The organism is Chryseobacterium sp. GM_Chr_2, assembly GCF_026540445.1.
GTDB lineage: Bacteria > Bacteroidota > Bacteroidia > Flavobacteriales > Weeksellaceae > Chryseobacterium.
In genome coordinates this window covers 103,220-122,390 of sequence record NZ_JALNUD010000011.1, presented here as the reverse complement: position 1 = coordinate 122,390, position 19,171 = coordinate 103,220, and the positions used below count along the sequence as shown (strand labels likewise).

The 19,171-nt window shown below is 34.6% G+C and carries 19 protein-coding genes; 15 read left to right on the top strand and 4 right to left on the bottom strand.

Translation table 11 applies throughout. The features are described 5' to 3' along the window. Window positions 1–114: 114 nt before the first annotated feature. Window positions 115–996, bottom strand: coding sequence for an SDR family oxidoreductase (locus tag OXQ85_RS16445; protein ID WP_267405878.1), 882 nt, complete (start codon window positions 994–996; stop codon window positions 115–117). Window positions 997–1,126: 130 nt separating this feature from the next. On the opposite strand from OXQ85_RS16445, the gene OXQ85_RS16440 reads away from it, so the two are divergent. Further along, the gene (locus tag OXQ85_RS16440) at window positions 1,127–3,424 is read left to right on the top strand and encodes a GH92 family glycosyl hydrolase (RefSeq protein ID WP_267405877.1); all 2,298 of its coding nucleotides are present in this window, start codon (window positions 1,127–1,129) and stop codon (window positions 3,422–3,424) included. 267 nt (window positions 3,425–3,691) lie between these two features. Here OXQ85_RS16440 and OXQ85_RS16435 read toward each other — a convergent pair whose 3' ends face one another. Continuing rightward, window positions 3,692–4,081, bottom strand: coding sequence for a helix-turn-helix domain-containing protein (locus OXQ85_RS16435; protein WP_267405876.1), 390 nt, complete (start codon window positions 4,079–4,081; stop codon window positions 3,692–3,694). Window positions 4,082–4,194: 113 nt separating this feature from the next. On the opposite strand from OXQ85_RS16435, the gene OXQ85_RS16430 reads away from it, so the two are divergent. Then, the gene (locus OXQ85_RS16430; protein WP_267405875.1) at window positions 4,195–4,797 is read left to right on the top strand and encodes an NAD(P)H-dependent oxidoreductase; all 603 of its coding nucleotides are present in this window, start codon (window positions 4,195–4,197) and stop codon (window positions 4,795–4,797) included. Between the two features lie 184 nt (window positions 4,798–4,981). On the opposite strand, the gene OXQ85_RS16425 is transcribed toward OXQ85_RS16430, so the two are convergent. Continuing rightward, a complete protein-coding gene (locus tag OXQ85_RS16425; protein WP_267405874.1) occupies window positions 4,982–6,319 on the bottom strand; it encodes a dihydroorotase in 1,338 nt (445 codons plus the stop codon). Window positions 6,320–6,458: 139 nt separating this feature from the next. On the opposite strand from OXQ85_RS16425, the gene OXQ85_RS16420 reads away from it, so the two are divergent. The 8 genes from OXQ85_RS16420 to ribA all read left to right on the top strand — a co-directional run bounded on the left by OXQ85_RS16420 (window position 6,459) and on the right by ribA (window position 13,509). Beyond that, complete coding sequence (locus tag OXQ85_RS16420; RefSeq protein WP_267405873.1) at window positions 6,459–7,886, top strand: oligosaccharide flippase family protein; 1,428 nt, start codon at window positions 6,459–6,461, stop codon at window positions 7,884–7,886. A 150-nt stretch (window positions 7,887–8,036) separates the two neighbouring features. Then, window positions 8,037–9,053, top strand: a complete 1,017-nt coding sequence (locus OXQ85_RS16415; protein WP_267405872.1) for a sugar phosphate nucleotidyltransferase — start codon at window positions 8,037–8,039, stop codon at window positions 9,051–9,053. A gap of 105 nt (window positions 9,054–9,158) precedes the next feature. Then, the gene (locus OXQ85_RS16410) at window positions 9,159–10,004 is read left to right on the top strand and encodes a DUF4292 domain-containing protein (protein ID WP_267405871.1); all 846 of its coding nucleotides are present in this window, start codon (window positions 9,159–9,161) and stop codon (window positions 10,002–10,004) included. Further along, window positions 10,001–11,566, top strand: coding sequence for a peptidoglycan DD-metalloendopeptidase family protein (locus tag OXQ85_RS16405; protein WP_267405870.1), 1,566 nt, complete (start codon window positions 10,001–10,003; stop codon window positions 11,564–11,566). The genes OXQ85_RS16410 and OXQ85_RS16405 overlap by 4 nt, the downstream gene beginning before the upstream one ends. 31 nt (window positions 11,567–11,597) lie before the next feature. After that, a complete protein-coding gene (locus OXQ85_RS16400) occupies window positions 11,598–11,813 on the top strand; it encodes a twin-arginine translocase TatA/TatE family subunit (protein WP_267405869.1) in 216 nt (71 codons plus the stop codon). Between the two features lie 18 nt (window positions 11,814–11,831). Continuing rightward, entirely contained in the window at window positions 11,832–12,443 is a 612-nt protein-coding gene (locus tag OXQ85_RS16395) for a DUF4254 domain-containing protein (protein WP_267405867.1), read from the top strand. After that, window positions 12,440–12,892 carry a hypothetical protein gene (locus tag OXQ85_RS16390; RefSeq protein WP_267405865.1) on the top strand — a complete coding sequence of 151 codons (453 nt, stop codon included), beginning with the start codon at window positions 12,440–12,442 and terminating at the stop codon, window positions 12,890–12,892. Before OXQ85_RS16395 ends, OXQ85_RS16390 begins: the two co-directional genes overlap by 4 nt. A 20-nt stretch (window positions 12,893–12,912) precedes the next feature. Further along, entirely contained in the window at window positions 12,913–13,509 is a 597-nt protein-coding gene (gene ribA, locus OXQ85_RS16385; RefSeq protein WP_267405864.1) for a GTP cyclohydrolase II, read from the top strand. A gap of 79 nt (window positions 13,510–13,588) precedes the next feature. Here the strand turns inward: ribA and OXQ85_RS16380 are convergent, their stop codons facing one another. Beyond that, on the bottom strand, window positions 13,589–14,023 hold the full coding sequence (locus OXQ85_RS16380) for a hypothetical protein (RefSeq protein ID WP_267405863.1): 435 nt from the start codon (window positions 14,021–14,023) through the stop codon (window positions 13,589–13,591). A 191-nt stretch (window positions 14,024–14,214) separates the two neighbouring features. On the opposite strand from OXQ85_RS16380, the gene OXQ85_RS16375 reads away from it, so the two are divergent. The 5 genes from OXQ85_RS16375 to OXQ85_RS16355 are packed head-to-tail and all read left to right on the top strand — an operon-like array spanning window position 14,215 to window position 19,132. Further along, a complete protein-coding gene (locus tag OXQ85_RS16375) occupies window positions 14,215–15,906 on the top strand; it encodes a glycoside hydrolase family 3 N-terminal domain-containing protein (RefSeq protein WP_267405862.1) in 1,692 nt (563 codons plus the stop codon). A 46-nt stretch (window positions 15,907–15,952) separates the two neighbouring features. After that, on the top strand, window positions 15,953–17,101 hold the full coding sequence (gene bshA, locus OXQ85_RS16370) for an N-acetyl-alpha-D-glucosaminyl L-malate synthase BshA (protein ID WP_267405861.1): 1,149 nt from the start codon (window positions 15,953–15,955) through the stop codon (window positions 17,099–17,101). A 27-nt stretch (window positions 17,102–17,128) separates the two neighbouring features. Continuing rightward, window positions 17,129–18,406, top strand: a complete 1,278-nt coding sequence (locus OXQ85_RS16365) for a DUF2851 family protein (RefSeq protein ID WP_267405860.1) — start codon at window positions 17,129–17,131, stop codon at window positions 18,404–18,406. After that, complete coding sequence (locus OXQ85_RS16360; protein ID WP_267405859.1) at window positions 18,396–18,617, top strand: PspC family transcriptional regulator; 222 nt, start codon at window positions 18,396–18,398, stop codon at window positions 18,615–18,617. Before OXQ85_RS16365 ends, OXQ85_RS16360 begins: the two co-directional genes overlap by 11 nt. 2 nt (window positions 18,618–18,619) lie before the next feature. Beyond that, entirely contained in the window at window positions 18,620–19,132 is a 513-nt protein-coding gene (locus OXQ85_RS16355; RefSeq protein ID WP_267405858.1) for a GNAT family N-acetyltransferase, read from the top strand. Window positions 19,133–19,171: the final 39 nt, after the last annotated feature.

The following is a 19,171-nucleotide window of genomic DNA, read 5'->3' as shown; positions in this document are numbered from 1 at the left end:
GGAAGCTGGAGGATGGGAGAAGGAAGTTCATGACTGACATTTTTAATAGTCAGTCGTAATAAAAAGACTTTCCAAAACTTCTAGCTTCAGACTTTCATCTTCCATCCCAAAAAATCAGTTTGATTTTTTCGCTTTAATCATTGCTTCCAGAGCATCCCACATTTCCTGGGGAATATCTTCCAGCATATTGAATTCTCCCGCACCTTGCAGCCATTCTCCGCCGTCGATGGTTACCACTTCACCATTCATATACGCAGAATAATCGGAAACCAGATAGGCGGCAAGATTAGCTAATTCCTGATGCTCTCCTACTCTTCTCAACGGAACTTTTTTCTTCATATCAAATTTTTCCTGCAAATCTCCAGGAAGTAATCTGTCCCAAGCCCCTTTTGTAGGGAAAGGTCCCGGAGCAATCGCGTTGAAACGGATTCCATATTTTGCCCATTCTACAGCAAGCGATCTTGTCATGGCTAAAACGCCTGCTTTTGCGCAAGCAGAAGGCACTACATATGCAGAGCCCGTCCATGAATAAGTTGTTACAATATTTAAAACCGTTCCCGGTGTTTTAGAATCGATCCAGTGTTTCCCAATGGAAAGCGTACAGTTTTTTGTTCCTTTTAAGACAATATCCAAAATAGAATCAAAAGCCGAGTGGGTTAATCTTTCGGTGGGAGAAATAAAATTTCCGGCAGCATTATTTAATAAAATATCAATTCTACCAAATTCCTTTAAAGTGGCTTCTTTCATCGCTTCCACTTCATCCCAGTTTCTTACGTCACAGACTACACAAAGCACTTTCCCTCCAGTCTCGTCTTCCAATTCCTTTGCCGTTCCCTGTAATTTTTCTAAATTTCTGGAAGTGATCACGACTTTTGCACCTAATTGAAGGAAATATTTGGTCATTGCTTTTCCCAGACCGCTTCCGCCGCCTGTAACAATCGCTACTTTATCTTTCAGTGCGTCTTCACGCAACATCGGTTGTGTATAAAGATTCATACGTTTTATTTTTTCTTAAAAATAATAAATATTGAATGGATTGTCTCTAAATTAATCTGATAAATAATGCAGCAAATAATTATTCATTGAATTTTATTTAATTTTATGCTCCGAAAAAATATAATTCTATATGAAACGGTCAGGAACTTCTGTTTTACTATTTCTTCTATTTTTTAGTTTAAATCTTAAAGCTCAGCAATTCGAAAAACTATATCAGTATGTCAACCCGTTGATCGGAACGGAAAAAATGGGACATACCTATCCCGGAGCCACAGTTCCTTTTGGAGCGGTACAGCTCAGCCCGGAAACAGATACCATTTCCTACGAACTCAACGGAAAATATAATGGTGATGTTTATAAATATTGTGCTGGCTATCGATATGAAGATAAAACGATCGTAGGTTTCAGTTCCACGCACTTTAGCGGAACGGGACATTCTGACTTGGGAGACTTTTTAGTAATGCCAACTGTTGGAAAACTACAATTGAATCCGGGAACCGCAACGAATCCTGAAAACGGCTACAGAAGCAGATTTTCACATCAAAACGAAAAAGCAGAAGCCGGATATTATAAAGTAAAACTGGATGATCACAATATCTTGGCTGAATTAACGGCATCAACAAGAGTTGGTGTTCATCGTTATACTTTCCCAAAATCTGATCAGGCGCATATTATTTTGGATCTGATGGCTGGAATTTACAATTATGACGGCAAAAATGTCTGGACTTATGTCCGTGTGGAAAATGGAAATACGATTACAGGTTACAGACAAACGAACGGCTGGGCAAGAACGAGAACGGTTTATTTCGCAATGAAATTTTCAAAGCCATTTAAATCTTACGGTCAGAAAAATTATGATGGAAAGCAGGTGTATAATGGATTCTGGAGAAAATTTGACCAAACGAAAAACTTCCCTGAAATCGCCGGAAAAAACCTGAAAATGTACTTTGATTTTGATACGAATGAAAATGAAGCCATTGAAGTTAAATTGGCAATTTCTTCTGTAAGCCAGGTCAACGCCATGGAAAATCTGACTCAGGAAGTTGGCAATTTATCCTTTGATCAGGTAAAAGCAAAAGCTCAAGAGGATTGGAATAAAGAATTAAATAAAATCGTCATTAAAGGTTCGGAAACAGAAAAAACGAATTTTTACACAGCTATGTATCATACATTTATCAATCCGACAACGTATACCGATGTGAATGGAGAATATAAAGGTTTAGATCAAAACATCCATAAAGCGGAAGGTTTTACCAATTATACCACATTTTCGATCTGGGATACGTATCGGGCGCTGCATCCGTTCTTTAACATTATTCAACCAAAGAGGAACGGTGATATGGTGAAGTCGATGATGGCTCATTATGAACAGTTTTCCATGAAAATGTTACCGATCTGGTCGCATTATGCGAACGATAACTGGTGTATGAGCGGCTATCACAGTGTAAGTGTGGTTGCAGATGCAATTATTAAAGGAAATTATGACGGAGATGCTAAAGAAGCGCTGAAAGCTTGTGTAGAAACAGCCAACAAAAGAGACTATGAAGGAATCGGACAATATATAGATTTAGGATATATTCCTGCTGAGAAAAACGGAACTTCGGTTTCGAATACCTTGGAATATGCTTATGACGACTGGGCAATTGCTCAATTGGCGAAACATTTGGGTGAAACGGAAATTTATAATCAATTCATCAAACGTTCTGAAAATTGGAAAAATAATTTTGATAAATCGAGTGGATTTATGCGTCCTCGCTCGGCAGACGGAAGTTTTAAGAAAGATTTTAATGCTTTAAGCACTCACGGACAAGGCTTCATCGAAGGAAATTCGTGGAATTACAGCTTCTTTGTTCCTCAAAACCCGGATGAATTAATTACGTTAATGGGTGGAAAGAAAAAATTCGCTGCAAAGTTAGATGAATTGTTCACCATGCATTTGCCAGACGAGTTTTTTGCAGACACCGAAGATATTACAAGAGAAGGAATTATCGGAGGATATGTTCACGGAAATGAACCCGCGCATCATGTAGCTTATTTTTACAATTGGGCAGGGCAACCATGGAAAACGCAGGCGCAAATTCGTCATATTTTAGAAATGCAATATAAAGCAACTCCTGATGGATTGGGCGGAAATGATGATACGGGACAAATGAGTGCGTGGTATATTTTGAGTTCTCTTGGTTTCTATCCTGTTGCTCCAGGTTCGGAAGATTATGCAATTGGAAGTCCGGCTGTGGATCATGCAATTTTAAATCTGGAAAATGGAAAGACATTTGAAATTGAAGCGGTTAATCAAAGTCCGAAAAATGTGTATGTTCAGAAAATTCTTTTGAATGGAAAGGAAATTAAAAATTTCACATTGAAGCATTCTGATATTATGAATGGTGGAAAATTGAGTTTTTATATGAGTCCTAAAGCTAAAAAATAGTTTTGTTTAAACACTAATTACACGAATGTTTTGCACTAGTTTCACAAATTTTAATTAAAGTGGAATTATCATTTTGAACGGAGCTAAAGCGTGTGAAGAATCTATTATAATTTTCTCGCGGATTTTTTTAAACATAATCATCTGTGAAAATCTGTAAAAAAACGACTGTAAATTGCAGTCGTTTTTTGTTTTTTATTAAGTTTTGGCTAAAGCCGATTTGAATTGTTTAAAATGGTTCCTATTGATCTCAATATTTAAATTTAAAATCTAAAAAACATCCTCTCTTATATTCCTTTTATGGCTTTTGCCCCATTCGGAAAGCGACATGATCACAGGTTTCAGCGTTCGGCTGTAATCTGTTGAAATATATTCTACCACAACCGGTGTTTGCTCGGCATGCACTACTCTTTTCACAAAGCCGTTGATTTCTAAATCTTTCAATTCATTAGATAAAACTTTTGCCGAAATTCCTGTTATCATTCTCTGTAATTCATTGAAACGTACGTTTCCCAATTCCTGTAGAACGATAATAATTTTCAGTTTCCATTTTCCTCCGATTACGTAAATAGCATCTTCCACTGCGGAAAGATTTTCGCTACAATTTGCTCTACAAGGCATTTCAGGAGTTTCAATAATAGTATCGAGTGGATTTTGCATATCATTTAATTTTAACAACTAACCAAAAGGTTACTACTAACCTTTAGTTCACTACTAACTTTTCAAAAGCAAATGTACATAATTTTGCTGAAGAAATTTTAATCATCAAAAAAATGAAAAATATCCTTCATATTATTTCAAGTCCGAGAACCAAAGGTTCCGCAAGCAGATCATTAGGAACTGCCGTTGAAGAAAAACTACAGGAAACCTATCCTGATCATTCAATTACCACTTTAGATTTACTGAAAACTCCGTTTCCTCATTTGGGAGAAGAGCAGGTAGATTCTTGGTTTATTCCCGCAGAAAACAGAACTCCTGAACAAAATGAAGCGGTAAAAAGATCTGATGATGCGATTGCTCAACTTCACTCATCTGATTTCATTGTTATTTCTGTTCCGATTTATAATTTTGGAATTCCTTCAGCATTAAAAGCTTACATCGATCACATTGCAAGAGGTGGCATGACTTTTCAATATTCGGAAAACGGTTTTGAAGGTTTAGTGAAAAACAAGAAAGCCTATATCGCCGTGGCCAGTGGTTCTGTTTTTTCAGAAGGCGATTATAAGTCGTATGATTTTGTTGTTCCCTATTTAAAAAGCGTTCTTGGTTTCATCGGCATCACAGATGTGAGCGTTTTCCGTGCAGAAGGATTAGGACTTCCGCATCTTCAGGAAACTGCTCTTGAGAAAGGAATTGAAAGCATTGTGATTGCTTAATTAATTGTTAGATCATTTTCTCTCGCAGATCAAACAGATTTAGCTGATGATTGTGTAAAAAATCTACGTCATCTACAAAATCTGCGAGAGAAATAAATAGGTTTTAGCTAAAGCCAATTTTTTGTTTTAAACTAAGAAAACGGGCTAAAGCCCGTTTCTACTGATATAATTATTCGATTGTCATTTATTCCTGAACTTCAAAAAGCAAACGCTCTCCAAATTTCTGCTCGTATATTTTCCCATTTTCGTAAACCAGATTTCCGTTGACAAAAGTGTGGGTAACTTTAGAATGGAAATTCATCCCTTCCAAAGGACTCCAACCGCATTTGTAAAGGATATTTTCTTTTTCAACCGTCCAATTTTCATTTAAATCAACCAAAACCAAATCCGCTTTATAGCCTTCTTTAATGAAACCTCTTTTTTCAATTCTGAATAAAATCGCAGGATTATGAGCCATTTTTTCCACAATTCTTTCTAAAGAAATTTTTCCGTTTTTATAGTTCTCCAGCATCACCACCAAAGAATGTTGAACCAAAGGCGCTCCGGAAGGGCATTTTAGATAAGTATTTTGCTTTTCTTCCCAAGTGTGAGGTGCGTGGTCTGTTGCAATTACATCAATTCTATCGTCCAACAGTGCTTCCCAAAGTCCGTCTTTGTCTTTTTGCGTTTTTACAGCAGGATTCCATTTTATTAACCCGCCTCTTGTTTCGTAATCTTCATTCGTGAAAGTCAAGTGATGAACACAAACTTCCGCCGTGATTTTTTTATCTTTTAATGGAATATCATTTCTGAAAAGTTCCGTTTCCTTCGCTGTTGATAAATGAAAAACGTGAAGTCTTGCTCCCGTTTTTTTAGCCAACTCAATTGCTTTTGAAGAAGATTTATAACAAGCCTCTTCACTTCTGATCAAATGGTGGAATTTCACGGGAATATCTTGACCATATTCATCAACATATTTTTGAGTATTGGCTTTAATTGTTGCTTCATCTTCGCAGTGAACGGCAATCAGCATTTTTGTATTGCTGAAAATATTTTCTAAAGTTTCAGGATTGTCGACCAACATATTTCCTGTGGAAGAACCCAAGAATAATTTAATTCCGGGAACGTTTCTAGGGTTGGTTTTCAACACTTCTTCCAGATTATCATTCGTTCCGCCCATCATAAAACCGTAATTTGCGTAAGCTTTCTGAGAAGCAGTTTCATATTTATCTGCCAGTAATTCCTGAGTTACAGCGTTCGGAACTGTGTTTGGCTGATCGATAAAACTTGTAGTTCCGCCTGCAATTGCCGCGCGAGATTCGGTTTCGATATCACCTTTGTGCGTTAAACCCGGCTCACGGAAATGCACTTGATCATCAATTACTCCCGGCAAAAGGTATTTTCCTTCACCATTGATAATTTGATCTGCCTCTTCAGAAATCTGGGAATCTATTTTAGAAATTAAATCATTTTCAATTAAAATATCACCTTCAACGATCTTTCCTTCGTTGACGATTTTTACGTTTTTGATTAAGGTCTTCATTTTACTTTAGATTTATATTTGAGATATAAAAAGTTATATTTTAAGTATAACAACAAAATTAAGATTTATGAATGAATTTTTATGTCACCGATAAAAAATCAATTTCTAAATATTTACATTTGCATAAAAATTTCACATTTTGTATAAGAAATTATTAGGACAGACAATTATCTACGGGATTGGAGCAATAGCGCCAAGAATTATTTTATTCATCCTAAATCCACTTTTAATTTATAAGATTCCCAACGAAGGTTTTGCGATTTTCACTCAACTTTATGCATGGATTTCTTTTGTAAATATCATTCTTTCTTTCGGTTTTGAAACAGCCTATTTTAGATTTTCTGCCGAAGAAAACAATGAAAAGAAAACCTTTAATACTTCGTTTTGGTTTCTGTTTTCAACGTCTACCCTTTTCTTAGCATTATGTTATTTATTCAACCAACCCATTGCCGATTATGCAGGTTATCATGACAATCCTGAATACATTAGATGGTTTGCTTTGATTGCATTTTTCGACAATTTATTGGTTATCCCATTTGCATGGCTTCGTTTTCATAATAAACCTATAAAATATTCTGCGGTAAGAATTGTTCAGTCTACATTTCAGGCGATTTTTACGGCAGCATTATTCTTTTGGATTCCTCAAAGTGTTTCGAAAAGCTTTGGCTTAGATCAAAACGTAGATTTCCCGTTCTTTAGTAATTTAGCTGGAAGTGCTTTAGGATTTTTATTGTTGTTTCCTATTATATTAAAGGTAAGGTTTCAGTTTGTGACTTCATTATTCAAAAGAATGATCAAATATTCTTTCCCTTTGATGTTGGCGGGTTTTGCTTTCATGGTTAATGAAAATTTCGACAAATCTATTCAGAGAGGACTTATTTCTGACGAAGAAGCCGGCGCTTATGGAGGTTGTTACAAACTAGCTGTATTGATGACCTTATTCGTGACAGCCTACAGAATGGGGATTGAACCTTTCTTTTTTAAACAAATGGATAAAGGCGATGCCAAAAATACCTATGCTAAAGTCGCTGAATATTTTGCCTTTTTTGCTTGTGCTGTAGCTTTGGGAATTATTGCTAATATTGAATGGCTGAAAGGAGTTTTCATTCCAAATAAATCGTATTGGATTGCCATAGATATTATCCCTATTATTGTTGTTGCTAATCTCTGCTTCGGAATTTATTACAATTTTTCAACTTGGTATAAAGTGACGGACAGAACAAGCGTGGGAACTATAATTTCGTGGATCGGAGCGGGTATAAATATCGCTTTCAACTTCCTGGCATTGAAATATTATCATAGCATGATCGGCTCTGCATGGGCAACTTTCGGAGCCTATGTTATTATGATGATTGTATCTTATATATTAGGTCAAAAGTATTATCCTATACCTTATAGAATGAAGAAAATGTCTTTCTTCTTATTGTTGTTAGGAGTTTTTAGTTTTATTATTGTGAAATACTTAAACTATAATATCCTGACAAGTAACTTACTATTCTTAATTTTCGTTGGAATTTTAGTGTATTCCGAAAAAGACATGATCTTATCCAGAATCCGAAATAATTAAACTTTGGTCTTTGTTTTGCTGCTTAAACAAAGCTGTTCGAATGTAAACAAATATTTAAAAAGATATTAATCATACCACAGCAAAGGTTTTAATTATTATCTTTAACCTAGATATTAAAACTAACTAATAAAAAACTCTTTTTTATAATTTATGAAAATTATTGTTCCTATGGCTGGACGTGGTTCCAGATTACGTCCGCATACATTAACCGTTCCAAAACCTCTTATTCCCATTGCCGGAAAGCCAATTGTACAAAGATTAGTTGAAGATATTGCTAAAGTTGCAGGAGAAGAAATTGAAGAAGTAGCTTTTATCATCGGAGATTTTGGTGATGAAGTTGAAAAATCTTTATTGCAAATTGCTGAAAGATTGGGAGCAAAAGGAAGTATTTATCATCAGGAAGAAGCTTTGGGAACAGCACATGCTATAAAATGCGCAGAACAATCGATGACAGGAAATGTTGTTGTAGCTTTTGCGGATACTCTTTTTAAGGCAGATTTTACTTTGGATACTAATTCAGATGGAGTAATTTGGGTGAAAAAAGTAGAAGATCCTTCTGCTTTTGGTGTTGTTAAATTAGATGATTACGGTTTCATTACAGATTTTATAGAAAAACCTCAAACTTTTGTTTCCGACCTTGCGATTATTGGAATTTATTATTTCAACTCAGGCGAAAAACTGATGTCTGAAATTAATTTTATCATGGATAATGATATTAAAGTTGGAGGCGAATATCAGCTTACAACCGCATTAGAAAATCTTCGTCAGAAAGGAGCAAAATTCTCTCTGGGTAAAGTAGATGACTGGATGGATTGCGGAAACAAAAACGCAACCGTAGAAACCAACAGCAAAATTTTAGCATACGAAACAGAGGAAATGTCTCATTTCCCGGCTTCTGCTGTTATTGAAAATTCTTTGATTATTCAACCTTGTTTTATCGGTGAAAATGTGAAGATTTCAAACTCAAAAGTTGGGCCTGGTGTTTCTTTGGGAAATAACACGGTAGTTGTAAACTCAAATATCGAAAATTCTTTGATTCAGGAAAATACAACGATCAACCACGGAAATCTTTCGAATTCTATGATCGGAAATTCTGCACAGTATTTCGGTGTTGCAAGGGAAATTTCATTAGGTGATTATTCAGTTTTGGATTTTTTATCTAAATAATTGATTATTTTCATTTAATTACCATATATTCAGACCACACAAAACATTTTGTGTGGTTTGGCGTTAATATTGCACCTTATTTTATCAATTGAAAAGAAAAAACACATGAAAAATTGGATACCTTTAGTATTGTTATTGCTCGTTTTATCTTCATGTAAAACCAGAAATGCTGCCAAAAACAACAATGGCAACATTGTCGACAGCACCGTTGTGAATAACAATAACAACAATCCAAAAGATGCAAACGAACCGGTAAGAGATAAACTTACTTTTTACCAAAACGTTCTTATTCCGCCAAAATTCGATCAGATAAAAATCAACAGTAAAGTAAATGTTGAGACGGGAAGTTTTATTCCGACGCTTGATGCTACCATTTATATTGAAAATAATAAAAAAGTTTGGATGAATCTTCAGGCGTTATTCATCAACGTGGCAAGAGGAATTGCAACTCCAGATGGTGTAAAAGGTTTCGACAGAACAAATAAATCTTATATTGATTCTGATTTTGATTATCTAAATAAACTGTTAAATGTAAATTTCATTGATTATAAATCGTTGGAAAAAATTTTAATGGGAAGAACTTTCGTAAAAATCAGCGACTCGCAATTTACTTTGACTAAAAATGCGCAGGGTTACAAAATGGTTTCCAACGGAACTCAAAAAATAGAAACCGATGAAAAGAAAAGAGAGTATAAAATTTCTCTGCAATATGACGAAAATTATGATTTGTTGGACGTAAATTTAAAAGACGTACTTTCCTCAGATGAGCTTGAAATTTCTTACAGCAACTGGGATGTCTTTAATGAAATTCGTCTTCCAAAAAATGTTAAAATAATTATAAAAGGTTCAAAATCGAGCCAAATCTTATTAGAAAATACGAAATTTGACTTTTCGAGGATGGAAACAGCCTATTCTGTACCATCTAGTTACAAGAAAATTGAGATTAAATGATTAAAAAATTTAGCTTTTTAATAGGTATTTTATTGTTTGGACTGAACCACGCACAAAGTGGTAGGAAAGAGCAATTACAAAAACAAAATGCTGATCTTAAAAAACAAATTGCACAAATAAATACAGATTTAGCGAAAACAAGAAGCGAATCTAAACTTTCGGTTGCCTATCTTGACAATGTAAACAAGAAGTTGCAGCTTAGAGAAAAGGTATACAATAATACCCAAAAGGAAAAGAGATTTATCGAAGACGATATTTATCTTAAACAACTTGAAATCAACAAACAAAATAAAGAATTAGCGGTTCTGAGAAAGAACTACGCTGATGTTTTGGTGAAAGCATATAAAAATAAAGGGGTACAAAATAAAGTAACCTTTATTCTTTCTGCCAAAAATATGGGTGAAGCCATCAGAAGAGTACAATATCTAAAGCAATATTCTGATTATCAAGATAAAAAAGCAGCTGAAATTTCGAATGCAGCAGCTCAAATCAAGAAGACCATTGCTCAGAGACAAAACTCAATGAAGGAGAAAGAAAATCTTTTGGTAAACCAACAGAAAGATTTGAAAACCATTAGTGTTGAAAGAGTTCAAAAAGAACAATTGGTCGCTGAATTCAAGAAAAACGAAACAAAATTAGCTGGAGAATTAAAGCAAAAGCAAACTCAGTCTAAAGCTTTAGAAGGACAAATCAGATCTATTATTGCTGAAGAGATCAGAATTGCAAAAGCTGAGGAAGAGGCAAGAAAAAAAACTGAAGCGGAGAAAATTCGTTTAGCAAAAATCGCAGCTGAAAGAGAAAAAGCTAGAATTGAAGCAGAAGCAAAAGCAAGAGCGGAAGCTCTAGAAAAAGAAAGATTATTGGCAGAAGCAGAAGCGAAAAGAGCAACCGAGCTAGCAGCGAAAAGAGCTGAAGAAGAAAGAAAAAGAAATGAAGAGGCAAAAAGAGCTGAAGCAACTGCAAGAGACGAAGCAAGAAAAGTAGCCGCCAAAAAAGCATCTGATGAAGCTAACGCCAGAGCTAAAGAAGCAGCGGATAAATTGGCTTCGGCAAGAGCAGCAGAAGCGGCATTGGCTAAGAAAAAAGAAGATGATAAAAAAGTAGCGGAAACAAAAGCAATGACAAGCTACGGAGTTACAACAGTAGCAGGAAGCAACTTTGCAGATGCAAGAGGAAGATTGGGCTATCCGGCAGATAAAGTAGGGCAAATTACCCACCGTTTCGGAAGACAGCCACACCCTGTATTTAAAAATATCTACGAAGAAAATAACGGTATAAAAATATCAGTGCCTTCAGGTACACGTGCAAAGTCTGTATTCCCGGGAACAGTATCATCTGTATTAGCCAACAGCGACGGAACCAAAACGGTTATGCTAAAACATGGTAACTATTTTACCATCTATTCCAACTTGGGAAGTGTAAGCGTTTCTAAAGGTCAGCAGGTATCAGCAGGCACTCCCGTTGGGGTGATTGGTCAGGATTTCGACGGATCATATACCCTTGATTTCCAGGTATGGAACGGAACTACACCCGTTGATCCATTAGGTTGGGTTTCTTATTAAAAAAAGGATTAACTTTGCAAAAAAATCAGCAATGAATACATTAACAATACTTGCCTTATCTTGGCAACATATCTTAATCGTGGCAATACTTCTTGTATTACTTTTCGGAGGTAAAAAAATTCCGGAATTAATGAGAGGTGTTGGGTCTGGGATTAAAGAATTCAAAGATGCAGTAAAGGAGGAAGACAAACCTGGCGCTGAGAATAAAAATTCTTCAACGAACAATAACAATCCTACTAGCAACTAAAAAAATTCTTTTTACCCGATGAATTTTACTGAGACTGCATGGAAAGTCTTCAATCAAAGTATTGAAGATTATCACGTGTCTGATGACGTTAATACTCTAATTAATAACCCATTCGAAAAAGACAGTTTGGAACGAATTTTGTATGCAAAGAACTGGATTGATACCGTTCAATGGCATTTGGAAGATATTATTAGAGATGAGAACATAGATCCTACTGAAGCTCTTGCATTAAAGAGAACCATAGATGCCTCTAATCAGAAAAGAACTGATTTGGTGGAATTTATAGACAGTTGGTTTCTGGAAAAATATAAAAATAGTACTCCTAAATCTGAAGCAAAGATTAATACGGAAACACCTGCATGGGCTGTAGACAGATTATCGATACTTGCATTAAAGGTTTATCACATGTCATTAGAAGCAAATAGAGAATCTGCTTCAGAAGAACATCGTGCCAATTGCCAGGCAAAGCTCGATGTACTTTTAATGCAAAAAGAAGATCTATCAACTTCTATTAATCAGTTGCTTACTGATATTGAGAACGGTGACGTTAAGATGAAGGTATACAAACAAATGAAAATGTATAACGATGAAAGTCTTAACCCAATCCTTTATCAAAAGGGGCAAAAATGAAACGAATACTTTTTCTCGGAATATTATTAATACTCAGTTATTCTTGTGCATCGGAAAAACCAAATTTTTCTCCGTTGTCGAACAGCTTTTATAGTGAATCTAAAGGAGACTCCAACAGCGGCAAGAAAAGCATTAATATCAATATTAAAGAAAATGTAAATGCTTCTGAGATTTCTAATCTGATCTCTACTTTTCCTAAATTTAAAAATGGCGACGTAAACGAAGAAGTAACAGGCTTAAAATACAGCCTGCAAAATTATCTTTATGCAATCGATGCCGGAAACGTTTCAGGAAAAAACAGAGCAATTAAAAGTTTCGAAAAATCTTATAAAAAGATTCAAAAAATAAGACAGCGTCTTAACAAAGATGACGATGAGGTTCTTAACAGATATTTGGTGAGATTAAAAACCAATATCAATGTTATCGAAGATTCTTTAAAGGGAAATTAAAAACTAATTTAGGCTAATTAATGATTAAAATTCAGGCGGAGGCTAACGTTCCTACGGAACATGGCACTTTCCGAATGATTGCTTTTTCCGAAGACGAAACTGACTGGATGCCGCACATGGCAATTATCGCCGAAAATACAGATTTTTCTAAACCTGTAAATGTACGCTTCCATTCAGAATGTATTACCGGAGAAGTTTTCCATTCAAAAAAATGTGAATGTGGGCAGCAATTAGACGCTGCTATGAAATATATCCATGAAAATGGAGGGATTATCATCTATCTTCGTCAGGAAGGGCGAAATATCGGGATAATAAATAAATTGAAGGCGTATTCATTACAAGAAAAAGGATTTGATACTGTAGAAGCCAATTTAAAGCTTGGTCTTCCTGCAGATGACAGAAACTTCGGAGTAGCGATTGAAATTCTCAACCTTTTGGACGTAAAAGACATTAATCTTTTAACCAACAATCCTGAAAAGGTAAAGTATGTTACAGATAGTAATGTACATCTTAATTCAAGAGTTCCGCTGCAAATTCCGGCTAATGAAATAAGCAAAGGATATTTACAGACAAAAAAAGATTATTTTGGTCATTTATTGGATGAAAATGATAATTAAAAATAATAAAAAGCAAAATCCCTAGAAAAAATTTTCTCTAGGGATTTTTTAATTATAAAAAACTGAAAAGATATACTAATTAATTTGCTTTAGTAACCGGTACATTAGAATCATTTAATCCGTAGTACTTAATTACAGCATTGTAATCGCTTGTATCAACTGTATTGGTACCTTTAGCTGCACTTGCAGGAACTAATACAATTCTGAAAGTCTGACTATTTAAATATGTACTTGCTTCAGCACTAGAAAGTGTACTAGGATCAACACCGTCAGTATAAATTTCTACTTGCTGAGAACTGAAAAGGAAGTTATAGTCTAACTCTCTCCCTCCTGATAAGTAATAAGTCTTAGGAATCAGTTGCCATCCGTTACCTTGTGCAACATCTCTTCTATATACTAAAACAACATCACTATTGCTGATGTTAAGAGGTTCAATATGTCCATAGTTATTTGAGCTGTTTAAATTCACATTTACATCTCTCACTTTAGAATAAGTGTCACCATCCCCAACCACATTATCATCATTATCACAGCTAAATATAAATAAGCTTACAAAAGCTAGTAGTAAAACTGGAAGAAATTTTTTCATTTTATAAAAGTTTTATTTATTATTTATAAACCGTATTCAAATCATATACCAAAAGTTTCAAAAACATTGTTTTCATCAATTTTTTTAATTGTATTTTTGTTCTTATTCAAAAAATTATGAAGAAACTGGTTTATACTTCCCTCTTTATTTTCTTATTGGTAGGTTCAAAGATCAATGCTCAATATCAGCCCAAAAACATTTCTGAAGAAGATTTGAAAAAGGCGAATCAATGGGTAGATAAAACATACAAAAATTTATCTCAAGACGAAAAACTGGGGCAGCTCTTCATTGTAGCTCTTTACACTAACAAAGGTGAAAATGAGATCAATACCGTAAGAAACATCGTTGTCAACGATAAAATCGGTGGATTGATTCTGATGCAGGATGATGCCGCAAGAGAAATCAATTTGGTGAATGAGTTTCAGCAAAAATCCAAAGTTCCGTTAATGATCGGGATGGATGCCGAATGGGGAGTTTTCCAGAGAATTGCAACGGCTCACAAATATCCTTGGGCAATGACGTTGGGAGCCATTCAGGATAAAAATTTAATCGAGAAGATGTCTGCCAAAATAGCAGAAGACTGCCACAGAATGGGCATCAACTGGGATTTTGCGCCAGTTGTTGACGTCAATACAAACCCAAACAACCCGATTATCGGAAACAGAAGTTTCGGTTCTGAAGTGAATAATGTCATTAGTTCCGCCCTATCCTATTCTAATGGACTTCAAAATAATAATATTTTAGCAGCAATCAAACATTTTCCGGGGCATGGCGATACGAATACAGATTCTCATTTAGATTTGCCTGTCGTTTCCCATAATTTGGAAAGATTAAACAATATAGAGATTGCTCCTTTTAAAGCATTGATGGATAAAGGCATCGGTGGTGTAATGGTTGCTCATTTATATGTTCCGACTTTGGAATCAGGAAAAGGAATTCCGGCTTCGGTTTCTAAAAATATTGTTACGGGTTTATTAAAAGATCAATTAGGTTATAAAGGATTAATTATTACCGATGCCCTAAACATGGGCGCTGTAGCCAATAAATACAATCCGGGCGAATTGGATGCAATGGCTTTCAAAGCGGGAAATGATATTATGTTGTTCTCGCAAGGTGTAGCAAGTGGTAAAAAATTAATTCAAAAAGCAATTGACAACGGAGAAATTTCACAATCGAGAGTTGAGGAAAGTGTAAAGAAGATTCTTTTGACTAAATACTATTTAGGTTTAAATCAATACACACCGAAAAATCCTGAAAATATTAATTCAGATTTAAATAATGATTCTCATAAAGTATTGGTTCAGAACTTATATTCAAATGCTTTAACTTTATTGAAGGATGAGAAAAAACTACTTCCATTAAAAGGAAAACAAATTTATTATGTTCCGTTGGAGGAAGCACCTTATCAGACTTTCGCGAATCAGTTAGGTTCAAATGTAATTATCAAAAAAGCAAGTGAAGTCAATACAATTCCTGCAAATTCTACGGTAATTGTAGGTTTGCACAAAGATAATTCTACGGCATACAAGCCTTTCAAAGTTTCAGATGCTTCAAAAAAAGTTTTACGCGATTTAACCAAAAGACAAAATATTATTCTAAATGTTTTCGGCAGCGCTTATGCTTTGAAAGATATTGATATTTCAAAAATTTCGACCGTTTTGGTTTCTTATGAAAACAACGACGACTCTATGAATGCAACAGCCGATGCATTGAACGGAAAAACAAAAATCTGGGGCAGACTTCCTGTCTTGGTAAATGATAAATTAAAGGCAGGAATAGGAATCGATTTGAATCCAACTGCGAAATAACGTGTAAATTCAAAAGTATTTAACACATCAAAACAACAGTAAACTAATGAAAATAGGCATACTTTGCTATCCAACATACGGCGGAAGCGGAATTGTGGCAACCGAACTGGGAATGTCGCTGGCCAATAAAGGCTACGAAGTGCACTTCATCAGCAACGCACTTCCTGCGAGATTAGACATCACCAACCCGAATATTTTTTTCCACAGAGTAAATGTTCAGACGTATCCGCTTTTCCAATATCAGCCTTATGATATTGCGTTAAGTTCGATGATTTATCGTGTTGTGAATCTTTATAAGCTTGATTTACTTCACGCACATTACGCGATTCCTTATGCTTATGCGGCGTTTACGGCAAAGCAAATGTTGCAGGAAGACAACAACGATATTCCTTTGGTGACGACACTTCACGGAACAGACATTACCTTGGTTGGTCAACACCCAAGTTACAAACATGCAGTAGAATTCTCAATCAATCAATCAGATGCAATCACTTCTGTTTCTGAAAGTTTGAAAAGAGATACGTTGCAATTCTTTAAAATCAAGAAAGAAATTCAGGTGATTACCAATTTTATTGATAATTCTGAATTTGACGAATGCAATGAATGTCAGAGAACACAATTTGCCAATCCGGATGAAAAAATCTTAATTCACGTTTCGAATTTACGTCCGGTAAAACGTGTGGATGAAGTTTTACAGATTTTCAAAAATGTTGAGAAAAAGGTAAAATCGAAATTAATCATCATCGGTGAAGGTCCTGATATGGAGAAAATCAATCAGTTTTTGGAAGAAAATCCTGAATTGATTTCAAAAATCCGTTTGCTTGGAAAAGTGAATGATTTATATAGAATTCTTCAGCTTTCAGACGTCTTTTTATTGCCTTCTGAGCAGGAAAGTTTTGGTTTGGCGGCATTGGAAGCGATGGCGGCAAACACTCCGGTTATCAGCTCGAATGCAGGTGGAATTCCTGAGGTAAATATCCAAGGAGAAACCGGATTTTTGGCGGAAATTGGAAACGTGGAAGCGATGAGTAATTATTGCATCAAATTATTGAGCAATGAAGAACTTTTAACCGAAATGAAGAAAAACGCGAAAGAACAAGCGATAAAATTCGATTTAAAAAACATTCTTCCTATATATGAAGAAATGTATAGAACAACGATCGAAAACTTTAAAAAAGAGTTGACAAAAGTATAGCAGTTCTGCTATATTTGTGTTAAACTCATGACGGAAAAATTACTTCAATATCTTTGGAACTTTAAGATTTTCAAACATTTTGACTTCAAGGATATTGAAGGGAATTCCGTTGAAATAATAGATTTCGGAAAATGGAACACCAATTCCGGTCCGGATTTTCTATCAGCAAAAATCAAAATCAACAATATTATTTTCGCTGGTAATATTGAACTTCATGTAAAATCTTCCGATTGGATTTTTCACAATCATGCTCTTGATCCTAATTATCAAAACATTATTCTTCATGTTGTTTTTCAAAATGATTGTGAGATTGATGAACTCAACAATAAAAATATCCCAACATTAGAATTAAAGGATCATATTGATGAAAAGGTTTTTTGGAAATATGAAAAATTGATAAGCGGAAATCAGTTTATTCCTTGTGAAAGTATTTTTGATTCAGATAAAATTCCTATCAACTTTCATGAAGAAAATGTCCTGAAAAAGCTGGAAGAAAAATCGCTGGAATTTGAGAGTAATTTAAAACAGTTTAAAAATAATTTTGAAGCCGTTTTGTTTCATTCTCTCGCCTACTCTTTTGGTTTAAAAGTGAATGCTTTTATTTTTAAACAAATTGCGGAAAGCATCGATTTTAATATTATTCTAAAAATTCAACAAAACCAAACCCAGCTTGAAGCTTTATTTTTTGGAATTTCCGATTGGCTGGAAAATCCTCAGGATGAACAAATGAAAATCTGGAAACGCGAATTTGATTTTATTAAAGCTAAATTCAATATTTCCGATTTAAAAATTCATCCTAAATTTTTACGATTACGACCTCCGAATTTCCCGACGATTCGTTTGTCACAACTGTCAAATCTTTATTTTCAGCATCAGAATTTATTTTCGAAAATTATTCATGTAAAAAACTCGGAACAATTATTTGAAATTTTTAAAGAAATAAAAGCTTCGGAATATTGGGATAATCATTATAATTTCGGTAAAATTTCGCCCGTCGATCAACCTAAAATTCTGACTAAAGATTTTATTGAGTTAATTATTTTAAATACGATTTTACCTTTAAAATATACCTATCATAAATATCACTACGAAGAAATCGCTGATGAAATTCTGAACTTTTATAAAAATCTTTCCGCTGAAAAAAATTCAGTTATTGATGATTGGAAAAAATTAGGTTTAAAATTTAAAACTGCTTTGGAAAGTCAGAGCTTGATTTATCACTTCAAAAATTCATGTGAAGAAAAAAATTGCTTAAATTGCGGTATTGGATTTAAACTTTTAAAAGAATCTTCAAATGCTAGATAATATCCGCCACAAAATGGAAAGAGAATGGTTTGGTGTTCTTACGAGAACGGGCGCTAAACTGGGAATTCCTGTTTCGAAATTGAGAATATTTTTCATCTATTCTACATTTGCAACGGCTGGTTTTTTCTTTTTAATTTATCTTGGTTTAGCGTTTACACTGTGGATCAAAGATATGTTTATCACAAGGCGCCCTAACGTTTTTGACCTTTAATCATGGAATTTTTACAAATTACTTCTCCTGATGATTACAGAGTTCAGGAAATTTTTGACTCTTATTGTTCGACTTTTCCGGAAGATGAGCGACGAGATTGGAATAAATTATCCACCCTTTTTGCAAATCCGAAAGTGAAAATAATTTCGATTCTGCATGAAGCTCAAAACGTTGGTTACCTCATCATTTGGGAATTATCAGATTTTACTTTTGTGGAACATTTTGAAGTTTTCCCACAATTCAGAAGTCAGAAATTGGGTTCTTATATTACTGGTTATTTATTTGAAAATTATGCGAGAATTATTTTAGAAATCGAACCGGAACATTTGGGCGATGATGCGAAAAGACGATATGCTTTTTATCAACGAAATGGATTTAATTTAATTGATAAAATGTATGTTCAGCCGAGTTATGGCGAAGGAAAAAAGCCTTTAGACCTATGGTTGTTAGCCAATTATTCTCCTGAAAATTTAGAGGAAATTAAAGATGAAATTTATGATGTTGTTTATCATTAAAATTAAACCTTCAACGTTTTAAAAACCTTGAAGGTTTGT